Origin of the sequence: Lichenifustis flavocetrariae (assembly GCF_026130545.1) — a bacterium.
In the GTDB taxonomy this organism is placed as follows: Bacteria; Pseudomonadota; Alphaproteobacteria; order Rhizobiales; family Beijerinckiaceae; genus Lichenihabitans; species Lichenihabitans flavocetrariae.
Genome location: NZ_JAMOIM010000047.1, coordinates 1 through 24,070 on the forward strand (window position 1 = coordinate 1; position 24,070 = coordinate 24,070).

23 protein-coding genes and 5 pseudogenes are annotated in these 24,070 nt (G+C 62.3%); 15 read left to right on the forward strand and 13 right to left on the reverse strand.

Annotated features, from left to right (window positions below; all coding sequences use genetic code 11):
* Positions 1-373: 373 nt before the first annotated feature.
* The gene (speB, locus tag M8523_RS30995) at positions 374-1,345 is read right to left on the reverse strand and encodes an agmatinase (RefSeq protein ID WP_282588712.1); all 972 of its coding nucleotides are present in this window, start codon (positions 1,343-1,345) and stop codon (positions 374-376) included.
* Positions 1,346-1,531: 186 nt separating this feature from the next.
* On the opposite strand from speB, the gene M8523_RS31000 reads away from it, so the two are divergent.
* Complete coding sequence (locus tag M8523_RS31000) at positions 1,532-2,746, forward strand: M24 family metallopeptidase (protein ID WP_282588740.1); 1,215 nt, start codon at positions 1,532-1,534, stop codon at positions 2,744-2,746.
* Positions 2,747-2,824: 78 nt separating this feature from the next.
* A complete protein-coding gene (locus M8523_RS31005; RefSeq protein WP_282588713.1) occupies positions 2,825-3,706 on the forward strand; it encodes a LysR substrate-binding domain-containing protein in 882 nt (293 codons plus the stop codon).
* A 27-nt stretch (positions 3,707-3,733) separates the two neighbouring features.
* On the opposite strand, the gene M8523_RS31010 is transcribed toward M8523_RS31005, so the two are convergent.
* The 5 genes from M8523_RS31010 to M8523_RS31030 all read right to left on the reverse strand — a co-directional run bounded on the left by M8523_RS31010 (position 3,734) and on the right by M8523_RS31030 (position 10,233).
* On the reverse strand, positions 3,734-4,555 hold the full coding sequence (locus M8523_RS31010; protein ID WP_282588714.1) for an ABC transporter permease: 822 nt from the start codon (positions 4,553-4,555) through the stop codon (positions 3,734-3,736).
* A 5-nt stretch (positions 4,556-4,560) separates the two neighbouring features.
* The gene (locus tag M8523_RS31015; protein ID WP_282588715.1) at positions 4,561-5,802 is read right to left on the reverse strand and encodes an ABC transporter permease; all 1,242 of its coding nucleotides are present in this window, start codon (positions 5,800-5,802) and stop codon (positions 4,561-4,563) included.
* A 4-nt stretch (positions 5,803-5,806) separates the two neighbouring features.
* On the reverse strand, positions 5,807-6,949 hold the full coding sequence (locus M8523_RS31020; RefSeq protein ID WP_282588716.1) for an ABC transporter ATP-binding protein: 1,143 nt from the start codon (positions 6,947-6,949) through the stop codon (positions 5,807-5,809).
* Between the two features lie 43 nt (positions 6,950-6,992).
* Positions 6,993-8,042 (reverse strand): ABC transporter substrate-binding protein, encoded by a 1,050-nt coding sequence (locus M8523_RS31025; RefSeq protein ID WP_282588741.1) that lies wholly within the window; start codon positions 8,040-8,042, stop codon positions 6,993-6,995.
* Between the two features lie 1,153 nt (positions 8,043-9,195).
* Positions 9,196-10,233 carry a hypothetical protein gene (locus M8523_RS31030; RefSeq protein ID WP_282588717.1) on the reverse strand — a complete coding sequence of 346 codons (1,038 nt, stop codon included), beginning with the start codon at positions 10,231-10,233 and terminating at the stop codon, positions 9,196-9,198.
* Positions 10,234-10,612: 379 nt separating this feature from the next.
* Between M8523_RS31030 and M8523_RS31035 the strand changes: the two genes are divergently transcribed.
* Positions 10,613-11,344: a helix-turn-helix transcriptional regulator gene (locus tag M8523_RS31035; RefSeq protein ID WP_282588718.1), complete on the forward strand. Its 732-nt coding sequence runs from the start codon at positions 10,613-10,615 to the stop codon at positions 11,342-11,344.
* Positions 11,345-11,428: 84 nt separating this feature from the next.
* Here the strand turns inward: M8523_RS31035 and M8523_RS31040 are convergent, their stop codons facing one another.
* The gene (locus M8523_RS31040) at positions 11,429-11,632 is read right to left on the reverse strand and encodes a hypothetical protein (protein ID WP_282588719.1); all 204 of its coding nucleotides are present in this window, start codon (positions 11,630-11,632) and stop codon (positions 11,429-11,431) included.
* A 110-nt stretch (positions 11,633-11,742) separates the two neighbouring features.
* Between M8523_RS31040 and M8523_RS31045 the strand changes: the two are divergent.
* From M8523_RS31045 to M8523_RS31070, 6 genes and pseudogenes are all read left to right on the forward strand, one after another.
* Positions 11,743-12,189, forward strand: a pseudogene (locus tag M8523_RS31045) (transposase); the annotation flags it as partial.
* Positions 12,190-12,833: 644 nt separating this feature from the next.
* Positions 12,834-13,865, forward strand: coding sequence for a peptidoglycan-binding domain-containing protein (locus M8523_RS31050; RefSeq protein WP_282588720.1), 1,032 nt, complete (start codon positions 12,834-12,836; stop codon positions 13,863-13,865).
* A gap of 73 nt (positions 13,866-13,938) precedes the next feature.
* Positions 13,939-14,426 (forward strand): annotated as a pseudogene (locus M8523_RS31055) (transposase); the annotation flags it as partial.
* 2 nt (positions 14,427-14,428) lie between these two features.
* A pseudogene (locus M8523_RS31060) lies at positions 14,429-15,274 on the forward strand (Mu transposase domain-containing protein); the annotation flags it as partial.
* Positions 15,271-16,104: an IS21-like element helper ATPase IstB gene (gene istB / locus M8523_RS31065; protein WP_282588721.1), complete on the forward strand. Its 834-nt coding sequence runs from the start codon at positions 15,271-15,273 to the stop codon at positions 16,102-16,104. The pseudogene M8523_RS31060 and the gene istB, both read left to right, overlap by 4 nt.
* Positions 16,105-16,206: 102 nt before the next feature.
* Positions 16,207-16,680, forward strand: coding sequence for a BLUF domain-containing protein (locus M8523_RS31070; protein ID WP_282588722.1), 474 nt, complete (start codon positions 16,207-16,209; stop codon positions 16,678-16,680).
* Between the two features lie 173 nt (positions 16,681-16,853).
* On the opposite strand, the gene M8523_RS31075 is transcribed toward M8523_RS31070, so the two are convergent.
* A complete protein-coding gene (locus M8523_RS31075; protein WP_282588723.1) occupies positions 16,854-17,432 on the reverse strand; it encodes a glycosyl hydrolase 108 family protein in 579 nt (192 codons plus the stop codon).
* A gap of 106 nt (positions 17,433-17,538) precedes the next feature.
* On the opposite strand from M8523_RS31075, the gene M8523_RS31080 reads away from it, so the two are divergent.
* Together M8523_RS31080 and M8523_RS31085 are read left to right on the forward strand one after the other, a co-directional pair.
* A complete protein-coding gene (locus tag M8523_RS31080; protein ID WP_282588724.1) occupies positions 17,539-17,697 on the forward strand; it encodes a hypothetical protein in 159 nt (52 codons plus the stop codon).
* Between the two features lie 150 nt (positions 17,698-17,847).
* The gene (locus tag M8523_RS31085) at positions 17,848-18,072 is read left to right on the forward strand and encodes a hypothetical protein (RefSeq protein ID WP_282588725.1); all 225 of its coding nucleotides are present in this window, start codon (positions 17,848-17,850) and stop codon (positions 18,070-18,072) included.
* Between the two features lie 94 nt (positions 18,073-18,166).
* On the opposite strand, the gene M8523_RS31090 is transcribed toward M8523_RS31085, so the two are convergent.
* Positions 18,167-18,685, reverse strand: coding sequence for a hypothetical protein (locus M8523_RS31090; protein WP_282588726.1), 519 nt, complete (start codon positions 18,683-18,685; stop codon positions 18,167-18,169).
* A gap of 64 nt (positions 18,686-18,749) precedes the next feature.
* On the opposite strand from M8523_RS31090, the gene M8523_RS31095 reads away from it, so the two are divergent.
* Together M8523_RS31095 and M8523_RS31100 are read left to right on the forward strand one after the other, a co-directional pair.
* On the forward strand, positions 18,750-19,046 hold the full coding sequence (locus M8523_RS31095) for a toxin-antitoxin system TumE family protein (RefSeq protein WP_282588727.1): 297 nt from the start codon (positions 18,750-18,752) through the stop codon (positions 19,044-19,046).
* A complete protein-coding gene (locus tag M8523_RS31100) occupies positions 19,033-19,401 on the forward strand; it encodes an HVO_A0114 family putative DNA-binding protein (RefSeq protein ID WP_282588728.1) in 369 nt (122 codons plus the stop codon). Before M8523_RS31095 ends, M8523_RS31100 begins: the two co-directional genes overlap by 14 nt.
* Positions 19,402-19,474: 73 nt before the next feature.
* Here the strand turns inward: M8523_RS31100 and M8523_RS31105 are convergent, their stop codons facing one another.
* On the reverse strand, positions 19,475-19,735 hold the full coding sequence (locus tag M8523_RS31105; RefSeq protein WP_282588729.1) for a hypothetical protein: 261 nt from the start codon (positions 19,733-19,735) through the stop codon (positions 19,475-19,477).
* Positions 19,736-19,857: 122 nt separating this feature from the next.
* Between M8523_RS31105 and M8523_RS31110 the strand changes: the two genes are divergently transcribed.
* Positions 19,858-20,106 (forward strand): response regulator, encoded by a 249-nt coding sequence (locus M8523_RS31110; protein WP_282588730.1) that lies wholly within the window; start codon positions 19,858-19,860, stop codon positions 20,104-20,106.
* On the opposite strand, the pseudogene M8523_RS31115 reads toward M8523_RS31110, so the two are convergent.
* Positions 20,100-20,460 (reverse strand): annotated as a pseudogene (locus M8523_RS31115) (IS110 family transposase); the annotation flags it as partial. The gene M8523_RS31110 and the pseudogene M8523_RS31115 sit on opposite strands and share 7 nt — an antisense overlap.
* 5 nt (positions 20,461-20,465) lie before the next feature.
* Between M8523_RS31115 and M8523_RS36950 the strand changes: the two are divergent.
* Positions 20,466-20,653: pseudogene (locus tag M8523_RS36950) on the forward strand (IS256 family transposase); the annotation flags it as partial.
* A 118-nt stretch (positions 20,654-20,771) separates the two neighbouring features.
* On the opposite strand, the gene M8523_RS31120 reads toward M8523_RS36950, so the two are convergent.
* Positions 20,772-23,084: a relaxase/mobilization nuclease domain-containing protein gene (locus M8523_RS31120; RefSeq protein WP_282588731.1), complete on the reverse strand. Its 2,313-nt coding sequence runs from the start codon at positions 23,082-23,084 to the stop codon at positions 20,772-20,774.
* On the reverse strand, positions 23,081-23,566 hold the full coding sequence (locus M8523_RS31125) for a hypothetical protein (RefSeq protein WP_282588732.1): 486 nt from the start codon (positions 23,564-23,566) through the stop codon (positions 23,081-23,083). The genes M8523_RS31120 and M8523_RS31125 overlap by 4 nt, the downstream gene beginning before the upstream one ends.
* Positions 23,567-24,070 lie beyond the last annotated feature (504 nt).

The window sequence follows — 24,070 nt, forward strand, 5'->3', positions numbered from 1 at the left end:
GTTGTTCTGGGCATTGATGGCGTCAGGACAGATCACACTGCGGAAGGTCGACGGCTGGAAAACCCTTCCCGAAAAGCCCTCCGATCAGGGCATTGACCTCGCCGCATGATCGGATAGCCTCGTCACGCTGGAGATCGCGCCAAAAGCAATTCCAACCAACTTCGCGACGGCACCTTCCCCAGCCCCTGATTCCGTCCGACGGATTCGACCAGCTTAAGCGTGCAACAGCCGGGCTGCCTAGCGCCCATTGTGGCCGCTTCTGAGCATCAGTGGGATAGCTGAAAGCGGTCGTTCATTCTGCTGGAGCCGTCATGATCTGGACCGGTAGGTCACATCTGATCCAACGGGTCACGCCATTACTCTTAGGCGCGTATCAAAGAACTTCATTGCCGCGGCGGCGAGCGTGATAGTGTACTCGTCCAATCAGGTTGAGCAGAAGTTGAGCCGCGAGAATGGAAGTTGTGCCGGTGTGGTCGTAGTCTGGAGCGACCTCGACGAGATCGATACCCTCAATATTGTGACCTCGTGCCAGTCCGTCGAGCAGTTCGAGAACCTCGTAATAGAGGAACCCGCCGTGGCTAGGTGTGCCGGTTCCAGGGGCTATGGATGGATCGAAGCCATCGATGTCGATGGTGATGTAGAGCGGGACACCCACCGGCACACGGGCGACCATCGCTTCGGCCCCAAGCTTCCGGGCTCGGCGCACGGACAGGATGTCCGATCCCATCGCGCGAGCCGCCTCGTAGCCGTCCTTTGCCGTCGAGGAAACGTTGCGAATACCGATCTGGGTGAGGCCGGACACCCATGATCGTTCGGCGGCGCGCCGCATTGGGCTGCCATGTCCGAAACGGACGCCGTGCCGCTCATCCACGAAATCGAGATGCGCATCAATCTGAACAACATGAAGGGGCCCGCGTCCCTCGAAGGCGGCGATGCAGGGGATATTCACCGAATGGTCGCCGCCGAGCACGACGGGGAGAGCCCCTGCCTCCAGAATGCACCGTACGCCGTATTCGATGTTCGTGTGGCTCTTGATCGTATCTGTGTGCACGATGTCGGCATCGCCGAGGTCGACGATTCTGATGTCATCGAGATAGGTGATGTCATCCTCGTGGTCGTAGGCGCCGGCATGACCGAACGAGAAGAGGGTCGAGGCGTCGCGGATGGAGCGCGGGCCGAAGCGCGCGCCCGCGCGCCATTGCGTTCCAAAATCGAAAGGGGCGCCCAGGATCGCAACGTCGGCGTCGATGCGGCTCCAATCCGGCTGATAGGGCCGCTTGCCGAAGGTCGCTATACCGACGAAAGGGAGGTCCAATCGTCCGGTCTCGTAACTGTGTCCGGCCATCAGATGTTTCCTCCGTGGTTCCTATTCGGTTCGAAACGATAGCGCCGCATGAGCATCGTTGCGCATTAGAAGTGCTGATCGGCACATTTTGGCTTCTGATTAGAAACGGTCCCCTCAAGCTCCTAGTGTCGTCTCAAAAATCTCCCCGTATCGAGAGCGACCGCCGTGAACCAGAACGCCGCCCCCATGCACAACGACCTCCTGCGCCTCCAGACCATGCACAACGGCGAGAAGGCGGAGCCGACTTTTTCCGCGGCTGAGATGGCGCGACGTCAAGATGGACTGCGCGGCATGCTCGGTGAGATGAAGCTCGATGCGGTAATCCTGACATCGTATCACAATATCAATTACTTCGCGGATTTCCTCTATTGCTCTTTTGGGCGACGCTATGCCTTCGTCGTCACTGCCTCGCGTGCGGTCTCCGTGTCGGCCGGGATCGACGCCGGGCAGCCCTGGCGCCGCACGATCGGCGACAACGTCACCTACACCGACTGGCGCAAGGATAACTATCTTCATGCGTTGCAGCAGGAGCTCAAGGGGTGCAGGCGTGTCGGCATCGAGTTCGACACTGTGCCCCTCGACCTGTTCCGGCAGTTCCAGGATGGCTTCCCGGGTGTCGAGTTCGTCGACGTGGGACAAGCCACCATGTGGATGCGCGCGATCAAGTCCGATGAGGAGATCGCCCTGATCCGTGGCGGGGCCCACACCGCCGATCTCGGGGGCGCGGCGATTCGCGCGGCAATTGGCGAAGGCGCGAGCGAGTACGAGATCGCATTGGCCGGCACGCAGGCGATGGTGCGCCATATCGCCAAAACCTATCCGCACGCGGAGCTGATGGACACCTGGGTCTGGTTCCAGTCCGGCATCAACACGGATGGCGCCCATAATCCGGTGACCTCCCGGCGGCTCCGGAAAGGTGACATCCTATCGCTCAACTGCTTCCCCATGATCGCCGGCTACTACACGGCACTAGAGCGCACGCTGTTTCTCGATCATATCGACGACGCGAGCCTACGGGTCTGGGAGGTCAACGTGAAGGTCCATCGCCGGGGCCTTGAGATCCTGCGACCGGGTGCCCGCTGCGGCGACATCGCCGCCGAACTGAACGAGATCTATCGTTCGGAGGGCCTGCTGGGCTACCGCTCCTTCGGCTACGGCCATTCATTCGGCGTCCTGTCGCACTACTATGGACGCGAGGCGGGCGTTGAACTGCGCGAGGACATCAACACGGTTCTTAAGCCCGGCATGGTGGTGTCGATGGAACCGATGCTGACCCTTCCCGAGGGTATGCAGGGTGCCGGTGGCTACCGCGAGCATGACATCCTCGTGCTGACTGAGGACGGCGCCGAAAACATTACCGGGTTCCCGTTCGGACCGGAGCACAACATCGTCGAGGCATGATTTCTGCTAGTCTTCAGGACTGATCATCCTCGGCGGCCGGCTCGGGCAGCGGGGACGCCTCTGTTCGGGAGACCATCGATGCGCAGCATACCGACCGACCTTCTGCGCGCCTTTGTTACGATCATCGACCTCAAGGGCTATACTCGCGCAGGCGAGCGGCTCGGACGCACGCAGCCGGCGATCAGCCTGCAGATGAAGAAGCTGCAGGAACTCGTCGGCACGCCGCTGTTCGACAAGGACGGCGGCGGAAACAGCCTGACGGAGGCGGGAGAGGTTGTCGCCGGCTACGCGCGCCAGATCCTCGCGCTTAACGACGACATGATTTTGCGCCTGTCGAAGCGCGACACGCGCGGCAAGCTGCGACTCGGCATCACCAACGACTATGCCGACCACTTTCTGCCCAGCCTGCTGGCAGGACTCACGGCTGACGGCATCGGCGTGACCTTCGACGTAACCTGCGACCTCTCCTTCGAACTGCTGAAAGGCCTCCGCGACGGCCGCTACGACATGGTCGTGGCCATGACGCCCGACGGTCCCGCGGAGGGAGCATTCATGACATGGCGCGAGAGTCTGACGTGGGCTGGCGGTCCTATGGCGCCGCCTTTCAGCGAGACCGACCCGGTGCGCCTGGTCTCCTACCCGGAGGGCTGCCTCTATCGCCGTGCGATGCTGTCTGCGCTGCAGCGGGAGGGCCGGGCATTCGACCTCGTATATGCCACCCCAAGCCAGACCGGCATAGAAGCGGCCGTGACCTCCGGTTTTGGCGTGACCGCGATCGCGACCCGCGTCCTACCGCGTAGCCTGCGCGAACTGGGGCCCGACGCCGGCCTGCCGCGCCTGACCGATGTGGTCGTCGGCATCTATCTGAAAGAGGCCAGAAACCGTTCGGTTGTGGCGCAGAGTCTGGCGGCGCGGTTTGCAGACATGTTCGTGGGGCGAACAGAGACTGTAGCCGCGTAAAGGGGAGGCCTCGTCTTAGATAAAGCCTTATAAATTCCGTCCACGCGCTCCGAGCCAGGCGACAACGACGAACAGGATCGTCGATACGCACAGCAGCATCGTGGCAGCGGCCATGATCGTCGGATTGATCTGGTCGCGGATGCCCGAAAACATTTGGACGGGGAGCGTCCGCTGCTCGGCACTGGTCATGAACAGGGCGACCACCACTTCGTCAAAAGAGGTGGCGATAGCGAAGACCGCACCGGCGACGACCCCCGGCAAAATCACAGGTAGCGTGACACGCAGGAATGCCGAAAGAGATGAGGCTCCAAGTGAGCGGGCCGCCTGCGTCAGCGTCGTGTCATAGGTGGCGAGCGTCGCAGTCACGGTGATCACGACGAAGGGCGACGCCAGCACGGTATGGGCTAACACAAGCCCGGTGCGGGTGTTGGTGAGCCCGGCATGGCCATAGAGCAGGTAGTCGCCGACCGCCACAATCACGACCGGCACGATCATCGGCGCGATTAGGATCGCGTTGACCGTGCGCCGGAAAGGAAAGGAGGGTCGCGAGAGCCCAAGCGCCGCCATCGTGCCGAGCGTCGTCGCCAGGATCGTCGTGAACACGGCCGTGATCGCGCTGTTACTCAGGCTCGCCATCCAGCGGTCGTCACCGAAGAAGTCGCGGAACCAGCGAAGCGAGTACGCTTTCACTGGGAACGAGAAAAACGGGTCGTCCGAAAAGGAGAGCGGGACAACGACGAGGAGCGGCGCAACCAGGAACAAGAGCACAAGTGTCACAAAGACGATGAGGCCGAAGCGCGCGAGGCGCTCCTGCGGTTCGGCATATGGGGAAAGGCCGAGCACGGTCATGGCGGTCACCCGAGCCTGAGTTTGTCGGCGCCCACGATCCTGAGGAACAGGCCGTAGATCAGCAGCGTCACCGCCAGCAGCACCACACCGAGCGCGCTTGCGAGGCCCCAGTTCAGGTCGCGGTTGATGTAGACGGAGATAAAATTGGAGACCATCTGGTCGGTCGGTCCACCGACCAACGCCGGCGTTATGTAATAGCCGAGCGACAGGATGAAGGTGATGAGGCAGCCAGCCATTACCCCCGGCAATGTCTGGGGCACGTAGATCCGCCAGAACGCTGACATCGGTGGCGCCCCGAGCGAACGCGCGGCCCGGAGCTGGGCAACCGGAATCGTGCGCATGACGCTTGCGATCGGCAGGATCGTGAACGGCAGTTGGATATGGGTCATCGCCGCCACCGTGCCGAAGCGGGTGAAGATGAGTTGCAAGCGCTTGGAGATAAGTCCCATGCCGATCAAAAGATCGTTGATGATGCCGTTCGACTGCAGAAGCACAACCCAGGCCGTCGTGCGCACCAGCAACGAGGTCCAAAGCGGCAGCAGGATGCACAGCATCATGATGGCCCCAAGCAGCGGCGGGGCGAGCGTCAGCGCGTAGGCGACGGGATAGCCGAGGAACAACGTCAGGAGCGTCACAGTGGCGGCGACCAGCAGCGTGCGACCGAGAATGTCTAGAAAAATGCGCTGCTCGGGCGCGACCGGAGCGAGGCCGCCGCTCGGCGTCTGCTGCAGGTCGACTGCCGTCAGCATATAGTACGGGGTGAGGCGCGCGCCGTTGCGCCGGATGGCCGCCCATAGCGCAGGGTCGCCCCATGCCGGATCGCTGTCGCAAAACTTCTGGCGCCAGGGCCCTTGCGAAGATGCGGCTGCGAGACGCGAGCCTGCCATGACGATACTGCGCATCCCGGGAATCTCGTAGTTCAGCCTCTTGCCGAGCAGAGCGGCCGTTCGCGCCTTTCCGGCGCGGGCGAGATCGTGGGCCAACTCGGCAAAGACAGGCTCGCCCGGAACCGCCGCGCTAGGCTCGGCGGCCAGCGCCCGCAGCGTGTCAGGCAGGACGCTACGCGTCTCGGGATTGTCCACAGCGGTCGTGAACAGGGCCGCGATCGGCACGACGAAAGCGATGGCGAGGAAGGCAAGCAGCGGCAGCGAGAGCAGGAAGGCCGCGCGGCGCGCCGGGCGGTCGGCCCGCCGGACAGCGCGCTTGACGGACGGCGCAGTGCCGGCGTGAGGCAACGCGAGGGTCATTGGGTCAGCCCTCCAGCAGGCGGCAATCGGTGACCGCGCAGCCGAGCGTGACGGTCTCGCCTCGGGCGAAGGGCCGGCGCTGCGAGACGGGGATCCGCGCGACGACCGGCTTGTCGCCGCCAACGGCGACTGAGAGCCGGACATGGTCGCCGAGGTAGAACATGTCGGTGATCGGTCCGCGCAGGATGTTAAGCGGTCCGCGGGCATCGCCAACCTGGATGAAGAACCGTTCGGGGCGGATTGCAAGTCGGGCCTTTGCGCCGACGGCGACCCCGGCCGGATTCGGCGCTTGGAGGCGAGAGCCGTCGCCCATCGTCAGGGTGGCGATGCCTCCCTCCGTCGCATCGACCGTCGCGGGCATCAGGTTGTTCTCGCCGATGAAGCCGGCCACGAAGCTGTTGGCGGGCTGCTCATAAAGCATCTCGGGGGCCGCGAGCTGCTGGACACGGCCGTCGTTGAACACGGCGATGCGATCCGACATGGTCAGCGCCTCGGATTGGTCGTGAGTGACGTAGACCATGGTGATGCCGAGCATCCGTTGAAGCTGCTTGATCTCGACCTGCATGTGCTCACGCAACTGCTTGTCGAGCGCACCGAGCGGCTCGTCCATCAGCACGAGGGTCGGGTCAAAGACGAGAGCCCGGGCGAGCGCCACGCGCTGCTGCTGGCCGCCCGACATCTGGCATGGCTTACGGGCCGCGAGATGGCCGAGATGGACCATGCCAAGAGCCTTTGCGACCTTGTCGGCTGCGGCAGTCCCTTTGATTCCGCGATAGCGCAGGGGGAAAGCGACGTTCTCGGCCACCGTCATGTGCGGGAAGAGCGCGTAGCTCTGAAACACGAAGCCGATGTTGCGCTTTTCGGGTGCCAACCGCTCGACCGGCTCGTCGCCGAGAAAGATGTGGCCGAAGGTCGGCTCTTCGAAGCCGCCGAGCATCATGAGCGAGGTCGTTTTGCCGGAGCCTGACGGCCCCAGCATGGTCAGGAACTCGCCTTTCCGTACAGCGAGGTTAAGGTCTTCGACGACGAAATGAATCCCGTCGTATGACTTCCGGACCCGTTCGAAACGAACGAAGGAGGTCGCATCCGCGATCGCCTCGGGGCTACCCGGTTTCGGCGGCGCCGGCAGCGTGTGGGGAGCGTTCATCGGGACCTCCAGGCTGCCGCATCGTCAGGTGGGGACAGAAGCGCTACTGCGCGAGCCAAGTTGTAAACCGCTTGCGGATCTCGTCGCCCTTGTCGCCCCAGAAGGCATTGTTGAGCGTGATCGCGCCGGTCATGTTCTGTGGGCTCGTCGGCAGGCTGGTTGCGATATCGGGCTGGACGAAGGCTGCGGCGGTCGTTCGCACGGGCCCGTACGGAATGAACTTCGTCATATCGGCTAGCGTCTGCGGTTCTACCGCGAACTTGATGAAGGCAAGCGAGGCATCGACATGCTTGGCGCCCTTCGGGATGACCCACAGGTCGCTGTCAAGGATCTCGTGATCCCACACGATCTTGAACTGCCGCCCTTCCTTGTTGGCGTTGAAGATGCGGCCGTTCCAGGCGGTCGTCATGGCGACTTCGCCCGAGGCAAGAACTTGCGGGGCCTGGGCGCCGGCCTCCCACCAAACGATGTCCTTCTTGATGGTGTCGAGCTTTTTGAAGGCGCGGTCGACACCCGCGGGCGTTTCCAAAACCTTGTAGACATCAGCTGGCGCGACGCCGTCGGCCATGAGCGCAAATTCGAGGTTGGTGGCCGGGTTCTTCCACAACCCGCGTTTCCCGGGGAATTTCTGCGTATCGAACAGGTCCGTGATCTTTGTCGGGCCATCTTTCGTCTTGGCAGCATCATACGCGAGCACGGTGGCGTAGACGACAGTGCCGACCCCGCACTCGCTCGATGTGCCCGGCAGCCATTCCGATTGCGAACCGATCTTGGACCAGTCGAGCGTCTCGAAGATGCCCTCGTCGCAACCCTGCTGCAGCGTGGGCGCGTCGACGTCGATCACATCCAGCGTCGTGTTGCCGGAGTCGACCATCGCCTTGATCTTCGCGATCTCGCCGCCGTATTCCTGTTCCACCACCTTGTCTCCGGTCTTGGCCGTGAAGGCATCGAAGACCGCCTTGCGCTGCGCACTCTGGTACGCACCTCCGAAGCTCATAATCGAAAGCGTGGGATCGGCAACGGCTGCGCTAGCAGAAAAGACCGCGGTGCTGGCGATAAGGGATAAGAAAAAATTCCTATTAAGTACTAGCATGCCGCTATCCTTCCTAATACTTCGAAGGCGAAGGGAATGGTATTTTTCAATCCGCCTGCTGGGCCTTGGTATGATGCTTGTCTTGATCAATGAAATGAGAAGGCGTTATGCAGAGATAACGTTGGCAAATGTCGCCTAAAATTTGGCGCTGCTGCTTGATCTCCTATCATTGCGCGCACTCGATCTGCGCAAATAGCTTGGTGGCATCGCTAATCGATGCATTTAGACGACGGTTCGGTAGGCGATCGACAAGAAAAACCGTCAGACTCGACCGAGGAAGGTCTGCTTCACATCGCGCCCATCCGAAAGCCGCCAGCCCGCTGACGGCCAGTTTCAGATCTCAGCACAACCGCGAGCGGCCAAGCGCTTCCTGACTCCGGCTTCTTATTGCACGCGATGCGGGGCAGGGGGGCTGTTTCGCGACTTCGGTGCTGCCGGATGAGCTTTGACCGGATCCCCAGCTTACATCGCGTATTGTGGCATTCGAGCCACCCAACTCACATCATTGTTTGGAGGACGATCTTGGCGTTGCCTTGGTCGCATCCACCCGCTGTACTTTTGCGAGGTCAGCGTTGATCCTGCGCCGCTAATGCACCGTCGAGCGTGTGAACATCACGCCGCCGCCTCGAATGTTGAAGCGCCTTGACGGGCTGGTCCGCGGGCTGGCGAGAATCGACCTGGCTCCGTCGCCCACCGGCGCTCAAAGAACCACCGCCGGGCGCGTTGCGCCGATAAGTTCCATAATGTTTGTTATGCGAATAGCGTAATTGCAACAGAACAATGCGTTATGGTCTTTGTGTTCCATAATGCTAATCGTTGAAAGATGTTGGACTCTATGTTCGTTCGGACATGCAGTCGACACCTCACCTCTCACCGCCAATCCTCGCTCCCCTGCCCTCCTGACGGCAAAAGAGGTCGCCACTCGGTGACAAGCTGCTGATCGAACCGACCAACAGCCACTGCGGCCCGCGAGCTGACGATCAGAACAAGATGCACACTGGTCGATCAGTGGTCATGAGAATGGCTGTCAGGACAGCCCGCCCGTCTACGACAGCAAACAGGCAAATCGCACATCCGGCCGCTCGCATGTGCCAAAAGGGTCCCGGTAGGATTTCACCAGTTCTTGCCGATCGACTCGAAGCCTGCATCTCCCCTATTGCACAGGCTCTGCTTTATCTGGATCGGGGATCTTGAACGGGGCGTCCCGTTTCTTCAGGCCAACGAGATGGGCCGCCTCATCGTAGAGAACGTCGTAGGTGAAATAGGGCTCAACGCCGGCCAGAATGAAAGGCCCTGGTGGATCCTTTGGCTCGGGCGGTGTCACGCTAACGCCGCGCAGCCCGCCAGTCTCCCCTGCCCGGAAATTAAGATCCAACGTCTTGGTGCCAGACTTGAAGCTGAGGGTGCCGGGGGTCCCACTCTCCCAGCCGGACGGAGCCTGAATTCCCTCGAACGAGACTTCAACGCCGGGGGCGCCTGTATCGAACAAAACCGACCCGCATTTTGGCTCTGAGAGCGAAGCGCTTCGAAGACAGCCATCGCCGTCCGCAAAGCCGCTTCGGCTCAGATTGACGAATCCGCCTTGCGCTACAGCATCGGGATCAAGGATCAGATGCCCGTCGGGAAACGCGTAGGGACGCGGCAGGTCGACGATCCAGCGCTTGACGCCGAGGGCCGAGAGCGGATTGCCGACGTCGGTCCCGCGAAAAGGCAGGCCGATGCCGAGAATGGCCGAGTAACCTTCCGATGAGAAACCGTCGCCGCCGATACGATAGGACTCGCCTCCCAACCTTTCGACATCGCAGTCCGGCTTCTCCTTGACGCAGCCAACGTTTTGCACGACCTCGACCACCGCCATCCCGCTCTTCGGTCCGATCGTGATAGGCATCCTGACGGCCACGCCGCGGAGGGACGCTCCCGACGCGAATGCAGCTTCGGTCGGGATACCCTCGGGGTCGCCGCGAAACAGGCTGGGCAGAATGCGCAGACCGGTTGATCCGGTGTCGAGCATGGCTTCAACTGACCTCTCGCCCACCTTGACCCAAACACCATACCGAATGGATCCGTCGCGAATCCTGCTCTGGGTGATGGGAATGTCGATGTTGGCACTGTTGGTCTGGTCGCCGGCTCGCGCCGCAGAATAGGTCGCGGCGACAGTAAGTGCAACGAGAAGGCAGGCCGTAGAGCGCATGACGGGTCTCCACCGGGGACCCTCGCCGAGAGAGCTTGAAAAAGCCTTTCATTGCTCGGTGCCATGCAAGCACACGGTGGGCCGGCCGTCCGAAGCAACGCTGCTATGTACAACCGCATTGGCAGTAATCGATCTTGCTACAAGTGTTCAGATTTGTGAGCGCGGATCGTCGCTCGGATCCTCCGTCCGTGGCTAACACAGGAAACGCCCACTTAAGCCTTGCCGACATCATACGCTTTAACCTTGAATATTCAGGTTAGTGAATGACGGGCAACGATATTACGCGTATCCGTTCTCTACTTTCATAGATTGCAATGATAATCTGACAATGCGCAATCCAAAGAGCGCCCAGCAGCCATTCTTTCATCCGAGTACTTGAGTGATCACGCTACCGAAGTCTTGGCAGTTTATCAGAGCAATTGAAGCAGCACGCGACGGCAATGCGATCACAGCCGTTCTGGTCAAGATTGCCAAGCAATACGGTTTCACGTCGGTGTTCGGTGGATTGATCCCAAACCGGCGGTCGCGCCCAGGAAAGGCGGACGTGCGATCGCTCGTGATGGTGCAGCACTTTCCGGCGGAATGGGCCAAGCGGTACAACGAATGCGATTACCTGTTTCGTGATCCCGTGCTGCACCGGCTGCGGTCCGATCTCAACCCGTTTCAATGGCAGGAGGCCTATGCCTCCTGCCCGGTCGAAAGCGATGCGAAGCTTGTCGGTGGTGGTGCGGCGGAGTTCGGATTGCGCGATGGCTACGTCGTTCCGGTGAACACTTTGGATCACAGGCTCGCTGCTGTCTCGTTCGGCGGCGGCCACGTCGACCTGAGCCCAGACGATGCCACAGCCCTCGGTTTTGCCGTCACGCTTGCAGTTGGGCAGTTCCTCAAGCTTCAAGCGCCATCGGGATCCACAGCCGCGTCGCTCACTGTTCGAGAATGGGAGTGCCTTCATTGGGCGAGTGAGGGCAAGACGGATTGGGACATCTCCGTCCTCCTTGGCATTTCGCGCTCGACCGTCACCAAGCACATTGCCGCGGCGCGCGAAAAGCTCGGAGCTCTGAACAAGACTCATGCGATTGCCATCGCGTTTCGCAAACGTCTATTTGAATAACCATTCTTGTCACTTGACCGATCACATGCGGCCGAGGGACTACGTGAACCGCAAGCGCATCATGTTCGACGAACATGATGCGCTTCAGTATGCAACCTCGGATCCCGGCATTCCCAGCAGGCGCGGCTTCCACGGCCAGCGCTGCAGATTGAGGCGGGTCTCCTCGCCGCCGATTGCCGTATGCGGGTAACACAAGAGGTCGGCGGTGTCGGCAGGCTGTGAATAAGCGGCGAAGCGGAAACCCGTTGGAAATTGCGGCGGCCCCATTGAAAATACTTGAATATTCATGAAGTGGGAGGGGTCCCAATCGGCGCCGATTGAGACCCCCTCCTCAACTGGTTTTAATGAACAATGCCAGGATGTTGTGCCACATTCAGACACGGGCATACTTCGATGCCGATTCACATCTCGACGAAGAGAAGCCGGATAAGGCGGCAGCGATGATCCAGCACTTGGCCAAGCTGCGCGGCATCGGGGTGCAGAGCGCAACAGTTCTTGTTCGGGAGGCATTCGTGCGCGAGTTCTCCAACGCCAGGGCGCTCGGGTTCTACGCCGGCCTAACGGCAACACCCTACAGCAGCGGCGGTGTTGAGCGCGAGCAAGGAATAAGCAAATCCGGCAATCGACGGCTACGAACCGTGATGGTCGAGTTGGCGTGGCTATGGCAGCGCTATCAGCCGGGGTCCGTTCAGGTGAGCTGGTTCCGCGAACGCGCCGGTGCCGCCGGACGGCGCGCGCGGAAGGTGATGGTGGTCGCGATGGCCCGCAAGCTGCTGATTGCTCTATGGCGCTTTGCCACCCATGGCGTCGTTCCGGAGGGCGCCGTGCTGAAGCCCGGCTTGTAGCCGTCACAGATAAGCCCAGCCACCAAGCGGCTCGGGTCAACAATCCAAGGGGGCGCCGCCGTTGTCCGGCCTGGTGTAAAAGCCGTCTCATAGAGTGGCGGCGCCCTCCTGGAGCTCTCCCGTCCCCAATGCGGGACCGTGGGCGGGACCATGTCCCGCCGGATGTGAGGTTCGCAGGGAAAGCCTGCAGAATGAGAGCTCCGCCTTGGAAGCTGTTGATCGTTTAACCGAGGAGTGAAGAAAAATGCGTTGACCGACAAACCCTCATGTGAGGCCGGACAGATGACTGCAAACCGATCGCGCAGCATCACATTTCACTCGCACCGCGGGAGCCGTCCACAGATGGGCATAAGCGGATGGGAAGTCCCAACTCGGGGGTAAACTCCAGTCTCGTCTTCGCCATCGAACACCTGTCTCGCCCGCCAGGAGCGTAACAAGGTGTCCGCAAACTCGGGGGACGATCAGCACCGGCAGGTGACCCTGCCAGGTTTTAAGAATTCAGTCGTTAGGGTGCCGATCGGCGTCAAGACCCACGACGCTCCACAACGGGTCCACGTGACCTTAATCACATGGGGGCTTCGTCAAAGCCAAATATTCGTCGACCCGCCGGTCGCTTTAGAGTTATTGTCCCGACGAAATTTTGCGTGCTCGATTTCCCTTCCATTTATATTCTCAATTGGGAGTTGGCGATGCCTCGGGATCTATCAATTGGAATGGCCGGTGAAGATGTTAGAGCATTGCAGAATCTCCTTAACTATCACCTTGATCAAAAGCTTGCACCGCTCGTAGCCGACGGAAAATTTGGCTCAGCTACTCGTGAGCGCACAATCGAATTTCAGAAACGAAACAAATATCTTCCACCGTGTCTGCCTTACGCAGCAGATTACGCGCGTCAGTTCCGAAGTATTCTGAAGGTCGACGGCATCGTCGGCCAGCATACGCTGCATGTGCTTTTAGATGCTCGGACAATTGCGACGCCGACCTCAGATCCGCCTACGTTCACCCCCGTTGAAAGCACCAGCCCTATACAACGCCTTCGCACCGATCCGAATCTCCGAAGTCGGTTTGGAGGCAAGACTTCTGCGGTAGGCGACCCACCGGGGCCAACTCCAAATCCGTCACCGAGTCCACCCGTATCGCCGCGCACATTTCATTTTATTCAGCTGCAGCAGGGCAGCTCTGCAGCAGTCAATCCCTGGTCGTTTTCGCCTTTTTCGATGGCAGCACAAGTTGTCGTTCTTGCCAAAAATGAAGGAAAACCGGATTTTTTATTCACAGCAGGAGGACAAGCTTCTTTAAACGACGGCAATCCCCAAGCGAATGGACGATGGACTGGTCAGGGTTTCCTCCAGATTGGACTTGGATTTAATCAAACGTTGAAGTTGTTTGGACGAACTTTGGATCTTGCAAACCCTTTTGTGCAAGCGATGATTTCTAAAAATCTCAAGGCACGAGATCCCGCTGCGACCGCAGGCTTGGCCATCGGAAATCAGATTAGTTGGAAGTTAATTGAGCGGCGTTTACCCGGGGCGCAAACAGATGATGATACGCAGGATACTGTGAGTGTTTTCTTCAATGGGCAAATCGTTTCTAACACGGCCCTTACTAACGGTAGAACAGCGGCTCCTAGCGGCTCCGCAATGCTTGGGCTGACATACACCTTTGGGTTTTTTTAAGGCCGGGATTTGAACTGCCACTGAAATTTTCCTCCAAGCGGAATTAGGGTCCGGCCCTTCGAAGGACGGACAAATGAAACGGGCACGGTTCACGGAAGAGCAGATCATCGGGGTGCTGAAGGAGCACGAGGCTGGCGCGAAGACCGCCGATTTAGCGCGCGAGCACGGCGTCTCGGAAGCGACCCTCTACAACTGGAAGTCCAAGTACGGGGGCATGGATGTCTCCGAAGCCAAGCGGCTGAAGCAGCTCGAGGACGAGAACGCCAAGCTGAAGAAGCTGCTGGCCGAACAGATGCTGGACGCAGCCGCTCTCCGCGAGTTGCTTGCAAAAAAATGGTAGGGCCCGCCGCCAAGCGCGACGGCGTCGCGCATCTGCAGGCCGTCCTGAGCCTTTCGGAACGGCGGGCCTGCTCCATCATCAACGCGGATCGCAAGATGATCCGCTATCGCTCGTGCCGGCCACCTGACGCGGAACTGCGGACGCAGTTGCGCGATCTCGCCAACGAGCTGAAGCGGTTCGGCTACCGTCGGCTGTTCGTCTTGCTGCGGCAAGACGGCGAGCCCTGACCCGGCGCTACGACGCGCTCTGCACGCGTTATCGAATGATACCAACCCGCAACAATGCCGGCATCGCCCACGAGAACGGCGCCATTGAGAGCGCGCATGGCCACCTGAAGCGCGCCATCGCCGATGCGCTCCTCATGCGCGCCTCCTCCGACTTCCCCGATCTTGTCGCCTATCGGGCCTTCATCGACACCCTCGTCTCGCAGCGCAATGCCCGCAACGCCAAGCGCATCGAGAGCGAGCGTGCCACCCTCCAGAGCCTTCCGGATCGCCGAACCTGCGACTACGAGGACGTGGCCGTGCGGGTCACCTCGGCCGGCGGCTTCCGCCTGCGCAAGGTGTTCTACACGGTGCCCTCGCGCCTGATCGGCCACCGGCTGCGGGTTCGCCTCTATGACGACCGGCTCGAGGTCTTCGTCGGCGGCACGCCCTTACTGACCCTCCCTCGTGGCCGATCTCTTCCGAGCGGGCGACACGACCAAGTCGTGAACTACCATCACGTCATCCACGCCCTGCGGCGCAAGCCGATGGCGCTGCTCGGCCTCGTCTACCGGGACCAGCTATTCCCGCGCGAAGCCTACCGGCTCGCGTTCGAGGCTCTTCGGGAAGCCATGCCCGAACGACAGGCCTGTCGCATCGCCGTGGATCTCCTGGCCCTTGCGCATGATCGTGGCTGTGAGGCCGAGCTGGCCGACCGCCTCGCCGCCGACCTGAGGAGAGGCACCCTGCCGGACATGGTGGCGCTGCGCGCGCGCTTCGCGCCCGACCCCGCCGGCATTCCTCATGTGACGGTCCATCTGGCGTCCCTGGCCAGCTATGAGAGCCTGCTGGGAGACGCAGCATGACCGCTCCGGCGACGACCGCCGTCGACACCGCCCGGCTCGGGGTCATGCTCAATGACCTGCGCCTGCCGACCATCAAGACCGTGTGGCCGGAGTTCGCCGCGCGCGCCGACAAGGAGGGCTGGCCGGCGGCCCGCTTCCTTGCCGCCCTCGCCGAGCATGAACTCGCCGAGCGGGATCGGCGGCGTATGGAGCGTCACCTCACCGAAGCACGCCTGCCGCCCGGCAAGAGCCTCGACACCTTCGACTTCGACGCCGTGCCCATGGTCTCGAAAGCCCAGGTCATGGCGGTCGCCGCAGGCGATGCTTGGCTCTCCACCGGCGCCAACCTGCTGCTGTTCGGCCCACCCAGCGGAGGCAAGAGCCAGCTGGCCGCAGCCCTCGGCCTCGCCCTGATCGAGAACGGGTGGAAGGTCCTCTTCACCCGCACCACCGATCTCGTCCAGAAGCTGCAAGTCGCTCGACGCGAACTTGCCCTCGAAGCCGCCATCGCCCGGCTCGACCGCTTCGATCTGCTGATCCTCGACGATCTCGCCTACGTCACCAAGGATCAGGCTGAAACGAGCGTGCTGTTCGAGCTGATCAGCGCCCGCTACGAGCGAAGATCCATGCTCATCACCGCTAATCAACCCTTCGGCGATTGGGGCAAGGTCTTTCCCGATCCCGCCATGACGCTCGCCGCCGTCGATCGGCTCGTCCACCACGCCACCATTTTCGAAATGAACGTCGAGAGCTACCGGCGCCGTGTCGCCCTCGATCGTAAACGCGGACCGGGCAGGCCGCTCTCTCATCCCGATCGTCGCGCTACAGCGGCATCTGTCGAATCCACTTAAGCCCTTGTAGAGCATGCCCATCGATCCAAACACGGCGGGGAGAACCTGTGGCGCTTCGCGTCGTTGAGAAGGCACCACAGCGAAGGTTCCACGAGGTCCGGTGTGATCCAGGTCGTCTATGCCAGCAGAAGCGCCGTCCCGCTGGGAGACCAGCTCACCATGCTGAGCGCAATCCAGGCGGTCTCATACCGGCGCAATGCCGAACGATCCATCACAGGATTCCTGATCAACGATGGCCAGCTCTTCTACCAAGCTCTCGAGGGTCCCGGCAGTGGCGTTGCAGCCTTGCTCGATCGCATTCGCCAGGATCCACGGCATTCCGACATGCGCGTTCTTGCCGAATCCTCAATCCAGGTCCGCGGTTTCGCTGAATGGTCCATGGTCAGTTGGATGCGAACAGCCGCAACGCTCGGCATCTTTGCTCGCCATGGTCTGAGCGATCGCCTCGATCTGAGATCCGTGCAAGCCTCCCGGGTCCTTGCCCTCGCCCGAGACCTTCAGGCCTGCGAGACCGCAGTGCGACGGCCCCGATCGTTTCGGGCTTCAGTGAAACCTCGGGCGCTCGCAACCCGGTGATCCGACCGTCTTTCAGCTGAATAGCAATGGCCCCGACGACGCATGGAACGTCACGTTGGCCGCTTCGGACGAGCCCGGCGTCGCGCAGTACGATGAGGGCGCCGATCAGCTTCAGAACGTCTTCGAGGACGATGGCTGGCGGGAAGAACAGTGCGACAAGATCGAGGGCCGCCTCAGCGCCCGTGAGCATCGCTTCCTTGGTCTTGGCCGGCTTGCGGCTGCGAGGCGGGCTTGGGGGCAAGGGGGTGAGCAGAGCGGCTTGCGGCCGAGGCGTGGACCGGGAGAGCGACGGGCGCGGCTGCGGCGAGCAGCAGGCCGCGTTTCTCGCAGGCGGCGATCCGCGCACCCCAGCCTGCGCCGAAGCTCCGCCATGTCTTCCTCGACTTGCAGAAGGCGAGGCGCTCGGCCGAAACGGCAGCAATCTGGCCGGTGACCGCTGCCTCGCGCCGGGTGTCGGCGAGCCAGGCCGCAGCTCGTGCCGGCCCGCTCATCACGCCGGCGTCGAACACGACCTGGCAGAGCGGCAGCGGCAGTCGGTCGAACCCCGGCGCGCGGCAGTATTCGGCCCAGTAGATGTCGGACGCCTGCGCGAGCGTCAGGTTGCGGATGTCGAGATGGGGGTGGCTGGCGGCCGCGATCCCGTATTTGGTGCCGCGCAACTCGCCTTTGCCGACGGCGCCGCCGGACCAATTGCCCGGATCCGCTTTCACCAAGGATAGGCCGCCCTCGTAGCGCAACGTGAACGGCAGCACGGACGTGCGGAATTCGGCTTCGGTGGTCTTGACGAGCTCCGGGAAAAGAGCCGCCTCCGAAGGACGGCAGGTGCTATGGTCGGCGCGTAGCTCGAGGAGCCCGGCGATGAGTCACGAGGACGAGATCAAGGCGCTGAAGGACGAACTCGGACGCTTGCGAGAGCAGGCCTCGAACGTTCAGGGCGCAGGCGCGCTGAGCGCGAATACCGCGCGTCAGAGAGAGATCATCCGAAAGCTGGCGGACCTCGGCGTGCAACTCGGCTGACTGATCTCACGGCCAAGTGTGGAAGTTCAGGGCGAGCATCAGCCACGTGGCGCAAGCTGCCACGACCAGGAGAGCGGTTTTCAACATTGAGGGACCTGCCAGGGCCGTGACGCGTTGCAGTCAGGCCGTTAGAGGCGTGGAGAGGTGCCGGTGCAGCGCAAAGACATGGACGAAGACGAATTCCTGGATCTCAGGCGGCTGATGACCGAAACGGTCACTTCCCCCGGCGAGATCGCGACAGTTGCAGGCAACCACCCAGCGTATAGGCCGCTCATCCTGATCCAGGCCGGCCCACTCTTTGCTGTCATGGCCAACGATGTCGGTCTGATCGTCGGCAAGGACGAGGAGGTCGAGGACGAGGTCGACTCGCTTTAAATGGCTCGCGTCAGGTTCATCACCTCGACCGCCGCCGGCCCCTCACCCCAACCCGCATCCTTGTCCCGATACGGACCTATCTTCAGGTAACGCGTCAGCTCGGGCGCCCCAACATCGGCTCGCAACCGCGTAATGCGGGCCCCGTTGACGAATAGCTCGGCTCCGTCCTGCCCGAGATCAGATCAAAGCGCGTCCAGGCTGCCGCACAGGCCGGTAGGCGGTCATAGTGCTCCACCGACAGGCTGGAAAGCCGCCAGTCGGCGAAGAGGCGTCCTTGGGTAACTCTGAGGGCAAAGATGGGCGACCCGCCGCCATTCAGCTTCAGCTGCGCGGCCACGAAGCGGAGCGTGGTGCGCGGGAAGTCGGCCAGGATCCGCAGCGTGAAGGTGTGGCGCACCCAGACGGCCAGCGGCACCTTGCCGGGCTCGCGGACCTCACAGCGATCGGAACGGTCCGGTTCGCCGCGAATGGCCGCCTCGTAGGCGCCGCGCCGGACCGCCAGCCGAAGAGCGCCGTCACGGATCTCGTGGACGCACCCATCTGGATTAGCTGCCCTATCGAAGGTGAGCAGCGCAAAGCTGCCCGTAGCGAAATTCGTCGCGAAAGAGGGCATGGCTGGGCTCTTGGTGCTGTGCTGGCGCTTGACACCAACGGCACTGTTGGCATAATTTACCAACATGAAGGCCGCCCTGATAATTGCCGACCGCTTTGTCTACGCCGACAAGACCTTCGCCGAGTTCAAGGTCTGGAAAGTTCCTTCGCCAGTCCCTCAGTCGCAGCACGACTTCAAGTATCGGCTCGTCTACATCGTGAACGGCGTACGAGTGATCGGCTTCGACAACGAGCGCGGCAAAGGCGACCACCAGCACGCTGGAGGAGAAGAGCGGCCTTACACCTTCCAATCCGTGGACGTGCTCCTGAATGATTTCGCAGCAGCAATCGAGCAATGGAGGCAGCGCAATGGACGAAGCTAAGACGACGATCGAAGTCGGGGGCGATCTCCGGTCGTTCACGGCTGATGTCGGCGCCCGCTGGAAAGCGGCGGTGGCCGGCAAGCCCGTCGATATCTCGCGCAAGATCGTGTTTCAGGATTGGGATGCGCTCTGCAGCGTACTCACCCCCAAGCGGTACGAGATGCTCCGCGCGCTGCACGCCACACCGGCGGCTGGCGTGCGCGCTCTTGCGCGATCGCTCGGACGTGATGTGAAGAATGTGCACGCTGACATCATCGCGCTCGAAGAGATAGGCCTCGTGGTGCGGGGGGACGACGGCACGCTCACGGCGCCTGCAGCGGCTATCACCTCCACGATCCACTTTGCGGCTGCTTGAGACCGCCACGATGCCCTTCGATCAGTAGTGGAGCATCGCCAGCAACGCCTGCCGTTCAAGGGTCCCGTCGGCCTCAGATTGCCGCCGCCACGCTCTGTTCAAGCAGCCCGCGCGCGATGTCGAGCCCGGCTAGGATCTCCGTGTTCAAGGCGAGGTCGCTCACGACGATCGCGGTGCCCTTTGACGTGAAGCCGAAGCACTGGGTTCCGATCTTGCCGGCGTAGGTTAGCTGGACCTGCCTGATGGCGTGGATTTGGTCGGTGAGGGAGGGGGCTGAAGCGGCAGCTGAGACCGTCAATGCCGTGGCGGTTTCGGATGTGGTTGCGGTGGTCATGGTTTAGCCTTTTACGCCATGGTTGTCGGGCGCCATCGAGAGGCGCGTGCAGGTATTCCCTCTCAGCCAGACCTGCTTTTCGGCGGGGGCTGCTCTACCTCTCACACTCATCGGGAGGGGCAATGAGCGAACGAATTGTCGCAGTGATCGAAGATGACACCGTGCTGCGGATGCAGGCGAGTGAACTCTTCGAACTTGCAGGCTTGGCTGTTCAGGCCTTCGCGCCGGGCGAGGAGGCCATCGAATTCGTGCGCGACAACCTCGATCAGGTGGCCTGCATCTTCACGGATCTCAAGCTTGAGGGCACCACGGACGGCCTGGAAGTCGTCAGGTATGTCTTGGAAGCTCTGCCGTCCGTTCCATGGTGCTAAAGTGGCTAAAACGGCACCGATGCAATTGACGAGGCTGACCCGCTCCGCGACGAGTTCGGTTCGCTCGCGAATGAACCGACGCGCGTCGTCATCGGCTTCAGCCGGAACCGGAGCCATCGAACATACGCGTGGCTCGCCACGAAGCCACGCCAGCAGCGTCCGCAGGAGCAATTCGGCGTCGATGCCGTCGGACTTGGCCCGGCGCGTGCGCCGATCGACCGGAACGCTTGCCGGCTGGATCACATGGAATTCAATCCCGCGACGTTCGAGCCATCGCGCAAGCCAGAACCCCGACTAGCCCGCCTCATAGACCGCAACCACGCGCTCGGTGATCCGCCCCGCTTCGCGAGCCCGACAATATCAACGATCCCTTAAGCGATGTGCAGCGCGCCGGTGCCCGGAAGCTGCTTGTTGCGCAAGCCGCCGAACTGGACGCCGAGGCGCTCCTTTCCGGCCTGCAGGAGTTGAGCCTGCCTGACGGGCGGCTCGTCTTGTCCGGCACGGTCATTGCCTCGAGACGCCCACCCAAACCGGGATCGGTGCTGTAGGTAGGACCAATCATTGGCGCCGGGACGGGCGGATGCCCCCGCTTGATAGCGGAAACGATCTGAACGCGATGGCCATCCTGGTCGGGAGGTTTTCCGCCCGATCGGCTTTTACGCCGGTCAAGACATGCGTTGTGGTTTTGCAGACTCCGGGTCCGCAGCTTCCGCCTCGATCTCCTGGATAACCCGCTCCTGCTCGGCACGAAGCTTGGCAAGAGCTTCGGTCTGCCCAAGGTCCACAGGCAACGGCCGCCCCGGATGAGTTGTAAGTGCCCGGACGACATCCGACGCGGCCACAGCCTCGCGGCTTTCGCGTGCCGCCGACTGCTCTGAGGCCGACACCATCGCCCGCTCGGCCCGCAGTTCGTGGACCGAGTCAGGATCGGCCCCTGCCCTCGCCTCTTGCCGACGTTCGGTCTCGACCGTCCGGTCGGTAAGCCGCTCGGCGGTTGCCGCCTCGCGGATCTCCCGACCCTGGATCTGCTGGGCATGAGCGATGAGCCGGTCGGCATTCGGGCCGGCGATCGCCTGGATCTCCGCGCGCGTCATCGTTTCCACACCGCTCTCCTGCAAACGTTGCAGGTCGACTCGATTGGCGAGCGTCTCCAGATATCGAGCGGACGCCTCCTGGAACTGCCGCTTGGTCTGGCCTTCCAACAGGTCGCTGGTTCGGGACACCGCCTCGTTCATCAGGCGCAGGTCCTTCACCATCTTCTCCGACGTGATCGCCATGTCGTTTCGCTCCTTCATGAGGTGATCCACCCTTGTGCCGATCTTGTGCAGGATGGCGCCGACCGTCTGCGCCATGGTGAGACGTGCCAGCATTCCCTCGGCGACGTCATTGTCGGGTTGCTCCCGGACGACCGCGCGCCACGACGCGACGCCCTCGTCGACAGCCTGCCGCGCCGCCTCAGACGCCGGCAGCCGAATCGGATTGTCGCGAGCGGTGCTGATGCGGTGCCGTGCATTCTCGATCAAGCGCCGGTTGTCGGGGTGCGACGCGTATCCCCGATCGCGCGCTTCCCGGGCCGGTCGCGGTCGCTCCGCAACATCGACGATGGCCTTGTCGCGCGGCCCGTAGCTCTGTGACGAAGCCCGCTCCCGGGCCGAAGTCGCGACGATCTTCAACCCTTGCTCCTGGGCGTGTTCGGCATAGGCCTCTCGCCAGTCCCGGAAGGTGTCCCGACTGGGGTGGATCTTTTGACCCGCTTCGTTCTTCACGGTGACGACCGCATGGGCATGGATATGCCCGTCGGCTTCCTTATCGGTGTGCACACCGAACATGAACTTGTGGTCCGCAAAGCGGTCGTGCAGGAACGCCCGTGCGGCGGAGGTGAGCGCGGCGACATCCGTCCCCGCCTTTGCAGAAATGATCAGGTGCATGGTGTCGCGCGAGGATTGCGACCGCAGTGACCGACCCCACTCCCGTGCCGCGGATCGCGTGTCGGCGACATTCGCGACCGGCCTCCCGCGGTCGTCGATCGCTGCTCCCGACTCGACCAGCTTGTTCAGCCGGTAGGTTACGCCATCGCGTCCGTGGCTCGTTCCCCCGGGCGTGAGGACGACGGCGTCAGCCCCCTGCCCCGTCGCCGCCTCGATCCGTGTCGTGATGGCTGCGGTCGAGGCCATGTCAAAGCGCCGCCGCATGGTGCTGGCCTCGTCATCCTCAACACGCTCTTCCCGAACCCGAAACCGTTCCTTGCCGCCTCCCGCCATGGCCACGACGGCACAGGCTTCGAGCTCCCCTGATGGCATGACGTCGATGCGGGCCGCATAGCGATGTCCGCTGAACCCGGCCGCGAGAGCCGTGCCCATCAACTCACGACCCTCAAGCGTATCGCGGGCTCCCGCGAGCCTGAGCCGCAGCGCGACGACGTCCTGACTTTCGGCGCGTTTGGCGAAACCGGTCGACCAGGCCTTCATCTCCTCGGCGACCGCCTCCCGGTCCTCGAGCATCCGCCCGTCATGGGTTTCAAGCGCGACCTCTTCGCGCTGGATGTACTGGCCGGTTGCGGTCGCCCGCGCGACGCCGCGGGCATAGGACACGACCTTGATCACCGCGGGCTGATACCCTGCTGCGAGCTTGCGGGCCCGGCCGAGCGCCCCACCCTGCCCTGCACCGCCGGAGAACCCTCCTTCCACGGGCAGATCGCGTAGCGCGGGACCACCGAGCCCTGCCCGAGCCGCTCCGCCGCCTCCCTTTGACAGCGGCAGAGACCGACGTCGCTCTTCATCCACGCCGCCCGTGATGGTCGTACCGCGCAGCACGCGATGCGAAGAGGGTTGAGACCGCGCGACCTCGACCCGCCCTGCCCGCGATCGATGCTCCTCTTCGAGGGCACTGGGGCGCCGGGCTTCACGCGCCGCCGCGACAGTTCGCACGGCGGACTGGGTCTCTGCCAACCACCAATCGATCCGATCCGAACGACTCACGACGCGAGCCCGTCCTGCTCCGGCTCAGCCGGGACGGAAAGGCCTGCCGCACGGCGCAGCTTCGATCCATAGGCGACGGTCATTTCGGTCAGCTCGTCGTCGATCGCCACCACCATCTGATGGAGCCCGCGCCACACCGGTTCCGTGTCTTCAATGCGTACGGCCTGCCCGCGATGGATCGCTTTCAGCACCTGCATGAGATTGCGGCCGACCATCCGGACCTGCCCCGCGAGCAGGATGACCGCCTGCGTGTTCTCGGCCGATAGCGCCGGTCCGGCCTGCACCGACGCCCGGATCAGACGCCGCACGACCTCGGCCTTCGGCAGGCCGAACAGGGCCACGGCCTGCTGCAGACGCAGCTCATCCGCTTCCGAGAGCTCGGTGCGAAGTCGCGGTTTGCGTCGGGGAGTGTCAGCCGTGCCCACCACCTCGCCTCCCCTTCTCGGCACCACATTGCCGTAATCCGACCTGAGGTCGGCCATCTTGGCGCAAAGCGCCTCGGCTGCGTTGAGCAGCCGCCCAGGGTTTGGCCCACAAACCGGTATGTTGTCAAATAATATACACTACAATAGACTTACAGGAAGCCTGGGAAAGTAGGAGCTCCTCAGCCTACGGAACCAGACCGATCAAAAGCCATGGCCGCATTGCGCGAAGCGCTTCACGGCACTGCAGTCGAACATTCCCGCACCACCGGAATACCGCATTCGGGCATTTGCTCCTTCCACGCTTCGCGATCTACGGAATTGCAGGTTGTCCGCATTCGCGCGATCCACACATCATGCATCACCGAGACACCGCATCATCGAAATCCCGCAGTGCGGGCGTCCACTCTTCCGTCACTATCGACATCGGGCAGTGGCGCTTTCCGGCACTCCCGTGATGCGGCAACGCACGTGCAACGAAACGCCGTATTCCATTCCTTTGGCATTACCTCACATCTAATATAATGTATGTGCGAGTTCCACGGATCACTGAGTCCGGCCTTC